The sequence below is a fragment of the Pseudoalteromonas sp. APAL1 genome (assembly GCF_021532475.1).
Taxonomy (GTDB): Bacteria; Pseudomonadota; Gammaproteobacteria; order Enterobacterales; family Alteromonadaceae; genus Pseudoalteromonas; species Pseudoalteromonas lipolytica_C.
This window is the reverse complement of sequence record NZ_JAKGAW010000050.1, coordinates 16,247-32,097: the sequence shown is the minus strand read 5'-3', so window position 1 is coordinate 32,097 and position 15,851 is coordinate 16,247. Positions and strand designations below refer to the sequence as shown.

The 15,851-nt window shown below is 44.1% G+C and carries 12 protein-coding genes and 1 tRNA gene; all 13 read right to left on the bottom strand.

Translation table 11 applies throughout. From position 1 onward, the window contains the following. Positions 1 to 127 (bottom strand): GTP-binding protein (locus L1264_RS18220; protein ID WP_033023824.1); only part of this gene is annotated, 127 nt, incomplete at its 3' end. 60 nt (positions 128 to 187) lie between these two features. Next, positions 188 to 2,302: an elongation factor G gene (gene fusA, locus L1264_RS18215; RefSeq protein WP_135922805.1), complete on the bottom strand. Its 2,115-nt coding sequence runs from the start codon at positions 2,300 to 2,302 to the stop codon at positions 188 to 190. Between the two features lie 27 nt (positions 2,303 to 2,329). Further along, the gene (gene rpsG, locus L1264_RS18210) at positions 2,330 to 2,800 is read right to left on the bottom strand and encodes a 30S ribosomal protein S7 (RefSeq protein ID WP_054554834.1); all 471 of its coding nucleotides are present in this window, start codon (positions 2,798 to 2,800) and stop codon (positions 2,330 to 2,332) included. Between the two features lie 97 nt (positions 2,801 to 2,897). Continuing rightward, positions 2,898 to 3,272: a 30S ribosomal protein S12 gene (gene rpsL / locus L1264_RS18205; protein ID WP_002958885.1), complete on the bottom strand. Its 375-nt coding sequence runs from the start codon at positions 3,270 to 3,272 to the stop codon at positions 2,898 to 2,900. Between the two features lie 193 nt (positions 3,273 to 3,465). Continuing rightward, positions 3,466 to 7,638 (bottom strand): DNA-directed RNA polymerase subunit beta', encoded by a 4,173-nt coding sequence (gene rpoC, locus L1264_RS18200; RefSeq protein WP_135922806.1) that lies wholly within the window; start codon positions 7,636 to 7,638, stop codon positions 3,466 to 3,468. 97 nt (positions 7,639 to 7,735) lie between these two features. Continuing rightward, positions 7,736 to 11,761 carry a DNA-directed RNA polymerase subunit beta gene (gene rpoB / locus L1264_RS18195; protein ID WP_135922807.1) on the bottom strand — a complete coding sequence of 1,342 codons (4,026 nt, stop codon included), beginning with the start codon at positions 11,759 to 11,761 and terminating at the stop codon, positions 7,736 to 7,738. A 272-nt stretch (positions 11,762 to 12,033) separates the two neighbouring features. Beyond that, entirely contained in the window at positions 12,034 to 12,396 is a 363-nt protein-coding gene (rplL, locus tag L1264_RS18190; RefSeq protein WP_135922808.1) for a 50S ribosomal protein L7/L12, read from the bottom strand. Between the two features lie 81 nt (positions 12,397 to 12,477). After that, a complete protein-coding gene (gene rplJ, locus L1264_RS18185; protein ID WP_135922809.1) occupies positions 12,478 to 12,972 on the bottom strand; it encodes a 50S ribosomal protein L10 in 495 nt (164 codons plus the stop codon). A 321-nt stretch (positions 12,973 to 13,293) separates the two neighbouring features. After that, on the bottom strand, positions 13,294 to 13,998 hold the full coding sequence (gene rplA, locus L1264_RS18180) for a 50S ribosomal protein L1 (RefSeq protein ID WP_135922810.1): 705 nt from the start codon (positions 13,996 to 13,998) through the stop codon (positions 13,294 to 13,296). A gap of 4 nt (positions 13,999 to 14,002) precedes the next feature. Further along, entirely contained in the window at positions 14,003 to 14,431 is a 429-nt protein-coding gene (gene rplK, locus L1264_RS18175; protein WP_036971575.1) for a 50S ribosomal protein L11, read from the bottom strand. A gap of 214 nt (positions 14,432 to 14,645) precedes the next feature. Beyond that, positions 14,646 to 15,203 (bottom strand): transcription termination/antitermination protein NusG, encoded by a 558-nt coding sequence (gene nusG, locus L1264_RS18170; protein ID WP_199527557.1) that lies wholly within the window; start codon positions 15,201 to 15,203, stop codon positions 14,646 to 14,648. A gap of 4 nt (positions 15,204 to 15,207) precedes the next feature. Then, entirely contained in the window at positions 15,208 to 15,585 is a 378-nt protein-coding gene (gene secE / locus L1264_RS18165; protein WP_135922811.1) for a preprotein translocase subunit SecE, read from the bottom strand. A gap of 129 nt (positions 15,586 to 15,714) precedes the next feature. After that, positions 15,715 to 15,791: transfer RNA gene (locus L1264_RS18160), tRNA-Trp, on the bottom strand. Positions 15,792 to 15,851: the final 60 nt, after the last annotated feature.

The window sequence follows — 15,851 nt, the reverse complement described above, 5'->3', positions numbered from 1 at the left end:
CACCACCGTATACTTTTGCAAGTACGTTAGTGATTGCTGCTGTTAGAGTTGTTTTACCGTGGTCAACGTGGCCGATTGTACCAACGTTTACGTGCGGTTTTACGCGTTCAAACTTTTCTTTTGCCATCTTAAAAAATTCCTATAAAGAAATTAACGCCTGACCCACTATTGGGCCAGACAAGCTAAATCATATAACAGCGCGAGCTGCAATTATTGCATCTGCAACGTTCTTAGCGGCTTCTGCATACTTCAAAAACTCCATAGAGTAAGATGCACGGCCTTGTGTTGCAGATCGCAGATCAGTTGCATAACCAAACATTTCAGAAAGTGGGACTTGCGCATTAATTTGCTTAAGACCACCGAATGCTTCTTCCATGCCTTCGATCATGCCGCGGCGACGATTTAAGTCACCAACTACATCACCCATGTTTTCTTCAGGAGTGATAACTTCAACCTTCATTACTGGTTCTAGAAGAGCTGGGTTTGCTTCAAGCGCACCTTTCTTCATCGCCATTGAACCTGCAATCTTAAATGCCATCTCATTCGAGTCTACATCATGGAATGAACCATCAAATAGAGTCGCTTTAACGCCAAGTAATGGGTAGCCTGCCAGCACACCTTGAGCCATTTGCTCTTGGATGCCTTTATCTACCGCAGGGATGTATTCTTTAGGAACCGCACCACCAACAACTTCGTTAACGAACTCGTAAATTGGCGCATCATTTTCCGAAATATCCATCGGTTCAAGTTTAAGCCAGACGTGACCATATTGACCACGACCACCTGATTGACGTACGAACTTCCCTTCAACTTCAACAGCTGAACGGATAGCTTCACGGTATGCTACCTGCGGCTTACCAACGTTACATTCAACACTGAATTCACGTTTCATACGGTCGACAATGATATCAAGGTGAAGTTCACCCATACCAGAAATAATAGTCTGGCCTGATTCTTCGTCAGTTTGTACTCTGAAAGACGGATCTTCTGCCGCTAGTTTACCTAACGCGATACCCATCTTATCTTGGTCAGCGATTGTGCGAGGCTCAACCGCAACAGAGATAACTGGTTCTGGGAACTCCATACGCTCAAGCGTAATGATTGAGTTCGGATCACACAGTGTTTCACCTGTTGTTACGTCTTTAAGACCAATAGCCGCTGCGATGTCGCCTGCGTAGACTACTTTGATCTCTTCACGTGAGTTTGAATGCATCTGAACGATACGACCAAGTCGCTCACGCTTACTTTTAACTGGGTTGTATACCGCGTCACCCTGTTTAACAGTACCAGAGTAAACACGGAAGAAGGTCAAGGTGCCAACGAACGGGTCTGTCGCAATCTTAAAAGCAAGTGCGGCAAACGGTGCGTTGTCATCAGCAGGACGTTCATCCTCGGTACCATCTTCTAAGATACCTTGGATTTGTTTCACTTGTGTTGGCGCAGGCATATATTCAATAACGGCATCAAGCACAGCTTGAACACCTTTATTTTTAAATGCACTACCACACGTCATTGGAACAATTTCGTTTGCTAATGTACGCTGACGTAAAGCTGCTTTAATTTCAGCTTCAGTCAGTTCTTCACCTTCTAGATATTTATCCATTAGTTCTTCTGAGGCTTCAGCAGCGCTCTCAACTAAGTGAGAACGCCATTCTTCTGCAAGCTCAAGAAGTTCTGCCGGAATTGCCTCATAAGAGAAAGTCATGCCTTGATCTTCGGCATTCCAGTTAATGGCTTTCATCTTAATAAGGTCAATAACACCTTTAAAGTCGTCTTCAGCACCAATTGGTAGCTGAATTGGAACAGGCGTTGCTCCAAGACGAGATTTCACCTGGCTAACCACTGTTAAGAAGTCAGCGCCAGTGCGATCCATTTTATTTACGAAGATCATGCGAGGAACTTCGTATTTGTTCGCTTGACGCCAAACTGTCTCAGTTTGCGGCTGTACACCAGATGAAGCACAAAGAACAACTACCGCACCATCTAGTACGCGTAAAGAACGCTCTACTTCGATAGTGAAATCTACGTGTCCTGGAGTATCAATGATATTGATACGATGGTCGTCAAATTGAGCGTCCATCCCTTTCCAGAAACACGTTGTTGCAGCAGAAGTGATTGTGATACCACGCTCTTGTTCCTGCTCCATCCAATCCATAGTTGCAGCACCATCATGTACTTCACCGATCTTATGAGAAAGACCTGTGTAGAACAGAACACGTTCTGTTGTTGTGGTTTTACCTGCATCTACGTGAGCGCAAATACCGATATTGCGATAGCGCTCAAGTGGAGTTGTACGTGCCATATGATCCTCTTAAAGGTTAAGGACAGATTACCAACGGTAATGAGCGAATGCTTTATTCGCTTCAGCCATACGGTGAACGTCTTCACGTTTCTTAACCGCAGTGCCTTTGTTGTCAGCAGCGTCAACGATTTCTTGAGCTAAACGTAAGCCCATAGATTTTTCGCCACGCTTACGTGCAGCGTCTACTAACCAACGCATACCTAATGCGTTGCGACGTACTGGACGTACTTCAACTGGTACTTGGTACGTTGAACCACCAACACGGCGAGATTTAACCTCTACCTGTGGGCGAACGTTTTCAAGTGCAGCTTCAAAGATTTCTAGGTGCGACTTGCCTGATTTCTCAGCAGCCACGTCTAACGCACCATAAACGATTTTTTCAGCAGTAGATTTCTTGCCGTCTAACATTACTACGTTAACGAATTTAGCAAGAAGTTCCGATCCGAACTTAGGATCTGGAAGAATTTTACGTTGACCTATTACGCGTCTTCTAGGCATTTTGTATCTCCGGTATCTTCAGGTTTGCTCTTTTAGAGTCAATACCCAAAACAATTAATTTAAAAATTTAGTGCTTGGCCTTACTAACGGAGAACCATTAGCCCTTAGGGCGTTTAGCACCGTATTTAGAGCGAGCTTGACGACGGTCGCTAACGCCTGCACAGTCAAGTGCACCACGTACAGTGTGGAAACGCACACCTGGTAAGTCTTTAACACGACCACCACGGATAAGGATTACACTGTGCTCTTGTAGGTTGTGGCCTTCACCACCGATGTAAGATGTTACTTCGAAACCGTTTGTTAAACGAACACGCGCTACTTTACGTAATGCAGAGTTTGGTTTCTTAGGTGTAGTTGTATATACACGAGTACATACACCACGCTTTTGCGGACACGCTTTAAGCGCAGCTGAGTTACTTTTAGTAACCTTGCTACGACGTGGCTTACGCACTAGCTGGTTAATAGTTGCCATTTAAATAGCTCCTGAAATTAAAATTACTACTGAAAAAATAAAAAAATCCGCCCTGTTTACATGCTCGTTACTAAACGTGCAGGCAAATGGGTGGCGGAATTTTAATGAGCAAAGTTTAACCTGTCAACCTTAACTCATCGTAAGGCAGCAGATAACTGCCTTACGATTTCTTAATCCATTGATTAAGTTGAGATTATTGGTTTCCAGAGATATCTGCGTTAAGTGCATCAGTTAGTGCTTGAGTTGCCTCTTCAGCGCTTACTGTTTGCTCTTCAACGATTTCACCTTGCTTGCGACGGTTCAAACGGTCTTGGTGATACGCAAAGCCTGTACCAGCTGGGATCAGACGACCCACGATTACGTTCTCTTTAAGACCACGAAGCTCATCGCTCTTACCATTTACAGCTGCTTCAGTTAGGACACGTGTTGTCTCCTGGAATGACGCTGCTGAGATGAAAGATTCGGTTGCAAGTGACGCTTTAGTGATACCCATTAATTGGATTTCAAATTTAGCTGGGATCTTGCCTTGCTTTTCAAGCTCACGGTTCGCGATATTTACGCGTGCCACTTCAACTTGTTCACCGGCTAAGAACTCAGTGTCACCGCCGTCAAGGATGATACATTTACGTAGCATCTGACGAATAATTGTCTCAATGTGCTTGTCATTGATCTTAACGCCTTGCAAGCGGTAAACCTCTTGCACTTCGTTAACGATGTAGTTAGCTACATGAGTTACACCACGTAGGCGTAAGATGTCATGTGGTGATTCTGGACCATCGGCGATAACCTCACCTTTAGACACTTGCTCACCTTCGAACACGTTAAGTTGACGCCATTTAGGGATCATCTCTTCGTATGCGTCACCCTCAGCTGGAGTGATTACAAGACGCTTCTTACCTTTAGTTTCTTTACCGAAGCTAATAGTACCTGTGATTTCTGCAAGGATTGCAGGATCTTTCGGTTTACGTGCTTCGAATAAGTCAGCTACGCGAGGTAGACCACCCGTGATGTCACGAGTTTTCGAACCTTCTTGCGGAATACGTGCAAGTACGTCACCTGGGTTTGCAGTTGCACCGTCTGTTACTTCAATCGTTGTGAATGAAGGTAGACGTGTTTCTTGCAGACCACGCTCATCGCTTTCGATGATTAGTTTAGGTTCTTTCGCATTCGCTTTACCTAAGTCTTTAACAACCACACGTGTTAAACCAGTTAACTCGTCTGTTTGTGCTTCGGTATTTGAGTCATCAATGTCGCTGAACGAGATTTTTGACTTGTGCTCAAGAACGATTGGGTGACTATGCGGATCCCAAGTTGCAACGATATCGTTACCTTGAACTTCTGCATTATCTTGTACAGTTAACACCGCACCGTAAGGAACTTTATAACGCTCTTTCTCACGACCAAAGCTATCGATGATAGTGATCTCTGTTGAACGAGACGTGATAACAATCTTACCGTCTGTGTTTAATACGTACTTCGCATTGTGTAACTTCAATGTACCGTTAGTTTTAACTTGTACACTGTTTTCAGCAGACGCTCGAGATGCCGCACCACCGATGTGGAAGGTACGCATCGTAAGCTGTGTACCCGGCTCACCGATTGATTGTGCCGCGATAACACCTACTGACTCACCTGGGTTGATGATGTGGCCACGCGCAAGGTCACGACCGTAACACTTAGCACATACACCAAAGTCATTATCACAAGTGATTACTGAACGAACGCGTACTTCATCCACTGAGTGCTCTTCTAAAAGGTCACACAGTTTTTCGTCAAGCATGATGTTACGCTCAACAAGTACTTCGTTTGTACCAGGGATTAATACATCTTCAGCAACAACACGACCAAGAACACGTTCGCGAAGTGCTTCTACAACGTCACCACCTTCGATAAGCGGTTTCATTGTTAAGCCATCTTCTGTGCCACAATCGTCTTCGTTGATTACTAAGTCTTGTGCAACGTCTACTAGACGACGCGTTAAGTAACCCGAGTTTGCTGTTTTAAGTGCTGTATCGGCAAGACCTTTACGCGCACCGTGCGTCGAGATGAAGTACTGTAGTACGTTTAGACCTTCACGGAAGTTCGCCGTGATTGGTGTCTCGATGATTGAACCATCTGGACGTGCCATTAGACCACGCATACCCGCTAACTGACGGATCTGAGCGGCGCTACCACGTGCACCTGAGTCTGCCATCATAAACACTGAGTTGAATGAAGATTGCTCTTCTTCTTCGCCTTTCGCGTTGATTACAGTGTCTTTTGATAAGTTCGCCATCATCTCACGTGATAAGTTTTCATTTACACGTGACCAGATATCGATAACTTTATTGTACTTTTCACCAGCCGTTACAAGACCTGATTGGAATTGTTGGTTGATTTCAGTTACTTCAGCTTCCGCTGATTCAATGATTTCTGCTTTAACCGGTGGGATAACTAAGTCATCGATACCGATTGAAACACCTGACTTCATTGCGTAGTGGAAACCGGTGTACATTACTTGGTCAGCAAAGATAACAGTATCTTTAAGACCTAGACGACGGTAACACTCGTTTAATAAGCCAGAAATTTGTTTCTTACCTAGGGCTTGGTTGATTAACTCAAACGGCATGCCTTTAGGTAGGATTAGTGAAAGAATCGCACGACCTACTGTTGTTTCAACAATAGATACTTGCTCAACTGCATCACCATCTTCAGAGCTAATAGTCTCGCTGATACGTACTTTTACGCGTGCATGTAACTCAGCGTTACCGCTGCGGTATGCTTTTTCAGCTTCTTTAGGATCTTTAAATACAGTACCTTCGCCTTTCGCATTGATGCGATCACGCGTCATGTAGTAAAGACCTAATACAACGTCCTGTGAAGGAACGATGATTGGCTCACCATTCGCTGGAGATAGGATGTTGTTTGTAGACATCATTAGAGCACGTGCTTCTAACTGTGCTTCAAGCGTTAACGGTACGTGTACCGCCATTTGGTCACCATCGAAGTCAGCGTTGTACGCCGCACAAACTAATGGGTGTAAATGGATCGCTTTACCTTCGATAAGCACAGGTTCGAACGCTTGGATACCCAAACGGTGAAGTGTTGGTGCACGGTTAAGTAATACCGGATGTTCACGAATTACTTCGTCTAATACATCCCATACTTCTGCCACTTCACGCTCAACCATCTTCTTAGCAGCTTTGATAGTCGTAGCCATGCCGCGACGCTCTAGTTTGCCATAGATAAATGGTTTGAATAGTTCAAGTGCCATCTTCTTAGGAAGACCACACTGGTGTAGTTTAAGCGTAGGACCTACTGTGATTACAGAACGGCCAGAGTAATCTACACGTTTACCAAGTAAGTTCTGACGGAAACGACCTTGCTTACCTTTGATCATATCAGCAAGCGATTTAAGAGGACGTTTGTTAGAACCTGTGATCGCACGACCGCGACGACCGTTATCAAGTAGCGCATCTACCGCTTCTTGTAACATACGTTTTTCGTTGCGTACGATAATGTCTGGTGCTGCTAGATCTAATAGACGCTTAAGACGGTTATTACGGTTAATAACACGACGGTAAAGGTCATTCAGATCAGAAGTCGCAAAACGACCACCGTCTAGTGGTACTAATGGACGTAGATCAGGTGGAAGTACTGGAAGTACAGTCATGATCATCCACTCAGGGTTGTTACCTGATTGGTGGAAAGATTCCATTAATTTAAGACGTTTAGTGATCTTCTTACGCTTAGTTTCAGAGTTAATTGTTGGTAACTCTTCACGCATTTCAGCAATTAATTGGCCAAGATCAAGTTCACGAAGCAAGTCTAATACTGCTTCAGCACCCATCTTCGCTTCAAACTCATCACCGTGCTCTTCAAGTGCATCTAGGTACTCTTCTTCACCTAAAAGCTGACCACGCTCAAGCGTTGTCATACCAGGCTCAGTTACTACGAATGATTCGAAGTAAAGTACGCGCTCGATGTCACGAAGTGTCATGTCTAGCATTAAGCCGATACGTGACGGTAATGATTTTAAGAACCAAATGTGCGCAACTGGGCTAGCAAGCTCAATATGACCCATACGGTCACGACGCACTTTAGTCAGCGTTACTTCAACGCCACACTTTTCACAAATAACACCACGGTGCTTAAGGCGCTTATATTTACCACATAAACACTCATAATCTTTCACTGGGCCGAAGATACGGGCACAGAATAAGCCGTCGCGCTCAGGCTTGAAAGTACGGTAGTTGATTGTCTCAGGTTTCTTTACTTCACCGTATGACCATGAACGAACCATATCTGGCGAAGCAAGACCAATGCGAATTGCATCGAATTCTTCGGTCTTATTTTGTTGCTTCAGAAACTTAAGTAAGTCTTTCACCTTAGCTCTCCTGTCGGAGGTTAATCTTGAGGGCGAACCAATCGCCCCTACATTCTATTCGGCCTAACAGGTGCGGCTTACGCCGCACCTAAATGGCTTAATTTTCTTCCAACTCGATGTTGATACCCAGTGAGCGGATTTCTTTCAACAATACGTTGAACGATTCTGGCATACCTGGTTCCATCTTATGGTTACCATCTACGATGTTCTTATACATCTTAGTACGACCGTTCACGTCATCCGATTTCACTGTTAGCATTTCTTGTAGAGTATATGCAGCACCGTATGCTTCTAGTGCCCACACCTCCATCTCACCGAAACGCTGGCCACCGAACTGAGCTTTACCACCCAGCGGCTGCTGAGTAACAAGGCTATAAGAACCAGTTGAACGTGCGTGCATCTTGTCATCAACCAAGTGGTTAAGTTTCAGCATGTACATGTAACCAACAGTTACTTGACGTTCAAACTGATCGCCAGTACGGCCATCATAAAGTGTAACTTGACCGCTTCTTGGATAACCACCAAGCTCTAGTAAGTCTTTGATCTCGCTTTCACGAGCACCATCAAAGGCTGGAGTTGCGATCGGTAAACCACCTTTCAAGTTTTCAGCTAAGCGACGAACTTCATCATCAGAGAACGAGTCGATATCAACTTTCTGACGACAATCACCTAATTCGTAAACTTTCTTAACGAAGCTACGGATTTCGTGCAGTTCACGCTGCTCTTTCATCATTTCTTCTAAGCGCTCACCCACACCACGTGCAGCAAGACCCATATGTGTTTCTAGGATCTGACCGATGTTCATACGTGATGGTACACCTAGCGGGTTCAGAACGATGTCTACCGTACGACCTTTGTCATCGTATGGCATATCTTCTACTGGTACGATAGTCGAGATAACACCTTTGTTACCGTGACGACCCGCCATCTTATCACCCGGTTGGATACGACGTTTAACAGCTAGGTATACTTTAACAATCTTAAGTACGCCTGGTGCTAAGTCATCACCTTGAGTGATCTTACGACGTTTGTTTTCAAACTTCTTATCGTATTCAGCTTTAAGCTCATCGTACTGAGCAGCTAGTTGCTCAAGTTCAGCTTGCTTGTCTTCTTCAGCAAGGCTTTGCGTAAGCAGCTTTTCAGCATTTAGTGATGCAATTGAATCTGCGCTCAGACCTGCGTCAATAAGTAACTTACGAGCACGGTCTAATACACCAGCTTCTAAGATACGGAACTCTTCGTTGAAGTCTTTCTTCGCTTCGCGAAGCTGCATGTCTTCAACTTCTAACGCACGCTTATCTTTTTCAACACCGTCACGGGTGAAAACTTGTACGTCGATTACAGTACCAGTTACAGAGTTTGGTACACGTAAAGAGCTGTCTTTAACGTCTGACGCTTTCTCACCGAAGATAGCACGTAGTAGCTTTTCTTCAGGTGTTAATTGCGTTTCGCCTTTCGGAGTCACTTTACCTACTAGGATATCGCCGCCTTTAACTTCAGCACCGATATAAACAACGCCTGATTCATCAAGCTTGCCTAGTGCAGATTCACCTACGTTAGGGATATCTGCTGTGATCTCTTCTGGACCTAATTTAGTATCACGTGCGATACATTGTAGTTCTTGAATGTGGATAGTCGTTAGACGATCTTCTTGAACTACGCGCTCAGATAGTAGGATTGAATCCTCGAAGTTATAACCGTTCCATGGCATGAATGCCACGCGAAGGTTTTGACCAAGTGCTAAGTCACCTAAGTCAGTCGAAGGACCATCTGCTAATACGTCACCACGTGTTACCGGCTCACCAACCATACAAGTTGGCTTTTGGTTAATACATGTATTTTGGTTTGAGCGTGTGTACTTAGTAAGGTTGTAAATATCGATGCCCGCTTCACCTGGAATACGCTCATCTTCATGTACATTTACAACGATGCGGCTTGCATCCGCATACATTACTTCACCACCACGCTTAGCAACGATAGTTACACCAGAGTCTTTTGCTAGTGTAAGCTCAATACCTGTACCTACCAGCGGCTTGTCCGCGATAAGTGTTGGTACTGCTTGACGTTGCATGTTTGAACCCATCAATGCACGGTTAGCATCATCGTGTTCTAGGAACGGGATAAGTGCTGCCGCTACAGAGATCACCTGTTGTGGTGATACGTCCATATATTGCTGATCCATTTTGCCCATAAAGGTTGATTCACCTTTGTGACGACATGGAATTAGTTCATCAACAAACTCATTGTTTTCGTTCAAGTTTGAGTTCGCCTGAGCGATAACAAACTGACCTTCTTCAATGGCTGATAAGTAATCTACTTCATCAGTAACTACACCATTTACCACTTTACGGTAAGGTGTTTCTAAGAAACCATAGTCATTCGTACGTGCGTACGTAGACAATGAGTTAATTAGACCGATGTTTGGACCCTCAGGCGTTTCGATTGGACATACACGACCATAGTGAGTTACGTGAACGTCTCGAACTTCGAAGCCAGCGCGTTCACGTGTTAAACCACCCGGGCCTAATGCAGAAATACGACGCTTGTGCGTTACTTCTGAAAGCGGGTTATTTTGGTCCATGAACTGTGATAACTGAGATGAACCGAAGAACTCTTTAACCGCTGCCGAGATTGGCTTAGCGTTAATTAGATCTTGTGGCATTACAGCGTCAAGGTCACCTAAGCTTAAACGCTCACGTACAGCACGCTCAACACGTACTAGACCAACGCGGAATTGGTTCTCAGCCATTTCGCCAACACTACGGATACGACGGTTGCCTAAGTGGTCGATATCATCAACATCGCCAACACCGTTACGAATAGCGATAAGCACTTTCATAACAGCTACGATGTCTTCTTTCGATAATGTGCCAGGGCCTGTATCAGTGTCATAACCTACACGGCTATTGAACTTCATACGACCAACTGTTGATAAATCGTAACGCTCTTCAGAGAAGAACAAGTTATCAAATAAGGCTTCAGCCGCGTCTTTCGTCGGTGGCTCGCCTGGGCGCATCATGCGATAAATTTCTACTAATGCTTCTAAACGGTTGCTTGTTGTGTCGATACGTAATGTATCTGACATGTAGGCGCCGCTGTCCACTTCGTTGATATATAGTGTATCAATCTTAGTGTGACCTGCTTTAACCAATTCAGCCATTAGCTCAAGTGATAGCTCGTCATTCGCATTTGCGATGATCTCACCCGTTGACTCGTCAACGTAGTTTCTAGCTACAACACGACCAATGATGTACTCGTGAGGTACTTCTAATTGGTTAATACCTTTTTTCTCGATGTTCTTGATGTGACGCGCAGTAATACGACGACCCGCTTCAACAAGGACTTCACCGTCATCGCTCTTGATATCAAAAGCGGCAGTTTCACCACGTAAACGTGAAGGTACAAGTTCCATAAGAACTTTACCGTCAGTAACTTCAAACGCAGTAGTATCAAAGAAGATATCTAGGATTTCTTCTGTAGAGAACTCTAGTGCACGTAAGATGATAGACGCCGGTAATTTACGACGACGGTCAATACGTACATATAGGTTATCTTTTGCATCAAACTCGAAGTCTAACCATGAACCACGGTAAGGAATTACACGCGCGTTATAAAGTACTTTACCTGACGAGTGAGTTTTACCGCGGTCGTTATCAAAGAATACACCAGGGCTACGGTGTAGCTGAGAAACGATAACACGCTCTGTACCATTGATTACAAAGGTACCGGTATCAGTCATGAGCGGAATTTCGCCCATGTAAACTTCTTGCTCTTTAATGTCTTTAACTGTGCCTGGTGCTTCTTTGTCCATCACCACAAGACGCAATTTTACGCGAAGTGGAGCAGAATAAGTCACACCGCGAATTTGACATTCTTTTACATCGAATACTGGCTCACCAATACGATAACTTACGTATTGAAGCTCAGAATTTCCCGAGTAGCTTTTGATCGGAAACACAGAACGGAAAGCAGCTTCCAAACCGTGATCGCCATCAGCGTCAGGGACTAAGAATTTTTTAAACGATTCTAACTGCGTCGACAGTAAGAAAGGTATATCCAAAACTTGTGGACGTTTACCAAAATCCTTACGGATACGTTTCTTTTCAGAATAAGAGTAAGCCATGGGGTTCCTCAGCTTGCTGATCTTTGACCCGACCTGTTCTTGTAAGAACAGACTTAACTGGCATCTATGCCAAGATGTACAACATTAAATTGTTGTTCTATTTTGCTCTGCCACTTTCAACACCAAAAGAGGTAACAACTTGAAAGTAAAGAGAAAATTAGATTTTATTTGCGCTACAGGATTGTGTCGCTCTATAGCGCAAAAAGGCCGGTGATTAAATAATCACCAGCCCTTGCCTGATTTCTCAGGCAGCGAACCTAGCGTAAGCTAGATTACTTGATCTCAACTTCAGCACCAGCTTCTTCAAGATCTTTCTTAAGTGCTTCAGCTTCTTCTTTAGATACACCTTCTTTGATAGGTGCAGGAGCTGATTCAACAAGTGCTTTAGCTTCTTTAAGGCCAAGACCAGTTGCACCACGTACAGCTTTGATAGCTGCAACCTTGTTAGCGCCAGCGCCAGCAAGGATTACGTCGAACTCAGTCTTCTCTTCAGCAGCTTCAGCAGCTGGACCAGCAACAACAGCAGCAGCTGCAGTTACGCCGAATTTTTCTTCCATTGCTTCAACTAGAGCAACAACGTCCATTACTGACATTTCAGCAATAGCATCAAGGATTTGGTCTTTAGTTACAGACATTACAAATTTCCTAATTATTACGGACTAATTTTAGTCCAAAAAAAATATTACACCGAAAGTGAACAAAAAAACAGCTTAAAATTAAGCAGCTTGCTCTTCTTTCTGTACACGTACTGCTTCAATTGTTTTACACAATTTACCTGCAGACGCTTCTTTCATAGCGCTCATTAAGCGTGCAACAGCTTCGTCGTAAGTAGGTAGAGTTGCTAGCATAGCTGCGTCTACTACGTTACCTTCAAATGCAGCCGTCTTAACTTCGAATTTCTCGTTCTTCTTCGCGAAATCTGAGAAGATACGCGCAGCAGCACCAGGGTGCTCTGAAGAGAAAGCGATTAAGCTTGGACCAACAAATGAGTCAGAAAGGCACTCAAAATCTGTACCTTCAACAGCACGTTTAGCTAGAGTGTTACGAACAACTTTCATCCATACACCAGCTTCACGAGCTTCTTTACGAAGGGCAGTGATAGCACCAACTGTTACACCACGAGAATCTGCAACAACTGCAGAAAGAGCACCAGTGGCTGCTTCGTTGACTTCAGCAACAATTGCTTTTTTGCCTTGAAGATTTAAAGCCATGGGTGTTACTCCTGGTTTAATGGGTCGCCGATATTGGCTTCCCTGTTCTACTCTTCCCCATCAATGATGGAGATGCTTTTTACGGCGAGAGCCAGAAGATTAGGAAAAATCTATCTGGGGATTCACACCGTCTACGTAGGTAAAATGATTAAGGCCTAGGGCCGCCTACGGTCTTGGACGGAAGCCCAATTTATCGTTTTTACCCGAAGGCATTACGAAATTATGGACTTCAACCCGAATTCTTTACTTGTTTTGAAATTAACTTTCTCAACAAAATGGCGCAAAATTATAGTTCAAATTTCACGCCATGTAAACTCTTAATTAAGCAACAGTCGTGCTTAGTGAGTTTTGGTCAACAGCAACACCTGCGCCCATTGTTGTAGAGATAGTTACTTTCTTCACGTAAGTACCTTTTGCTTGAGAAGGTTTAGCCTTCTTAAGCGCAACAATAAGAGCTTCAAGGTTTTGTTGAAGTTGCTCAGCAGTGAAATCAACCTTACCGATAGTAGTATGGATGATACCGTTCTTGTCGTTACGGTAACGAACTTGACCTGCTTTCGCGTTTTTAACTGCTTCTGCAACGTTAGGCGTTACAGTACCAGTTTTAGGGTTTGGCATTAGACCACGTGGACCTAAGATTTGACCTAGTTGACCAACAACACGCATAGCGTCTGGAGATGCAACAACAACGTCAAAGTTCATCTCGCCTTTCTTAACTAGATCAGCAAGATCTTCCATGCCCACTAATTCAGCACCAGCTTCTTTCGCAGCGTCTGCGTTAGCGCCTTGTGTGAATACAGCAACACGAACTTCACGACCAGTACCGTTAGGTAGTACAGTAGCACCACGAACGTTTTGGTCAGATTTACGAGCATCGATACCAAGGTTAACAGCAACGTCAACACTTTCTACGAATTTAGCTGTCGCTAACTCTTTTAAAAGAGCAACTGCTTCATTGATTTCGTAATCTTTAGTCGCATCCACTTTTTCGCGGATTGTACGCATACGTTTAGTTAATTTTGCCATTATCTTAGTCCTCTACGTTCAAGCCCATCGCACGCGCAGAACCTGCGATAGTGCGAACCGCAGCGTCCATATCAGCCGCTGTAAGATCAGGTCGTTTTGTCTCAACGATTTCTTCAAGTTGAGCACGTGTAACTGTACCCACTTTTTCAGTGTTAGGACGGCCTGAGCCTGATTTGATGCCTGCAGCTTTCTTAAGTAAGTAAGCAGCCGGTGGAGTTTTCATTTCGAACGTGAAAGAACGGTCACCGTAAACAGAGATCACTACAGGAACTGGAGCGCCTTTTTCGATAGACTCTGTACGTGCGTTGAACGCTTTACAGAATTCCATGATGTTTACACCGTGTTGACCTAGTGCTGGACCTACTGGAGGACTAGGGTTAGCCATACCAGCGGCAACTTGTAGCTTGATAATAGCTTCAACTTTTTTAGCCATAATAAATACCTCATTTGGTGGGTCATAGCCTTGTGCGCGCGAGGACGCGTACTCTAACGGCTTCCCAGTTTAAAAATTGGTTCTCACTTTTCGTGATAAAAACAAGTCGCAACTTGCCCTAACACAAAAAGGCCGCTGATTATAAGTTAATCAGCGGCCTTTTTCAAGCTTATTGCCAAAATATTAAACGATTTTGGCAGCTTTAATTTTTTACTTACTTGTCTTGTTCAACTTGACCAAACTCAAGCTCAACAGGTGTCGAACGACCGAAGATAAGCACAGACACTTTTACGCGGCTCTTTTCGTAATCCACTTCTTCAACAACACCGCTGAAGTCTGCAAACGGACCATCGATAACACGAACAACTTCACCTGGCTCAAATAATGTAGCCGGCTTAGGTGCTTCTGAGTTTTCTTGAAGACGGTTTAAGATGCGGTCAGCTTCTTTTTGGCTAATTGGCGCAGGACGATCAGACGTACCACCAATGAAGCCCATAACACGTGCTGTGCTATTTACTAAGTGCCAGCTTGCATCGTTCATGTCCATTTGAACTAGTACGTAACCTGGGAAGAATTTACGCTCAGATTTGCGCTTTTGACCTGCACGCATCTCAACAACTTCTTCAGTTGGTACTAATACTTTACCAAAACTATCTTCCAAACCTTCGATCTTGATATGCTCAAGAATGGTTTGTGCTACACGCTTCTCATAACCAGAGAAAGCTTGTACTACGTACCAACGTAGTTTCTTTTCGTTCTTCTCATCCGACATGGGATTAGATCTCCAATCCAGTTAAAAAGCCTACTGCGCGGAATAAAATGCCATCTAATCCCCAAAGGATAAGTGCCATAATCACAGTTGCAACCATTACAATTAATGTCGTATGTGTTGTTTCTTGGCGTGTTGGCCACACAACTTTACGTACTTCGATACGTGCTTCTTTTGCAAATGCAATAAAAGTACGACCTTTTTCAGTTAGTGAGGCAATGCCTAAACCCGCTGCAACAGCAACCACTACACCAATAGCACGTAATAATACAGATTGGTCTGCATACATGTGGTTACCAACGACTGCGCCTGCTAGTAGCGCAATAGCTACAATCCACTTTACTGAATCCATCGCATTCGATGGAGTTTCTACATTCGTGCTCATAATATTTTTACCTTAACTACAGACACAACAACCCTGCGCACTGGCAGGGTTAATCCATTAAAATCTAAACTTAAAAACAGACTTGTTTAAACCGATTTTTAATTTCAGACTTCACACATTGTGTAAAAGTGGCAGGGGCGGAGAGATTCGAACTCCCAACCGTCGGTTTTGGAGACCGCTGTTCTACCAATTGGAACTACGCCCCTGCAAAGTGGATGCCTATTATACTTACGCAATTCATTAACACAAGTGTAAAAGATACCCAT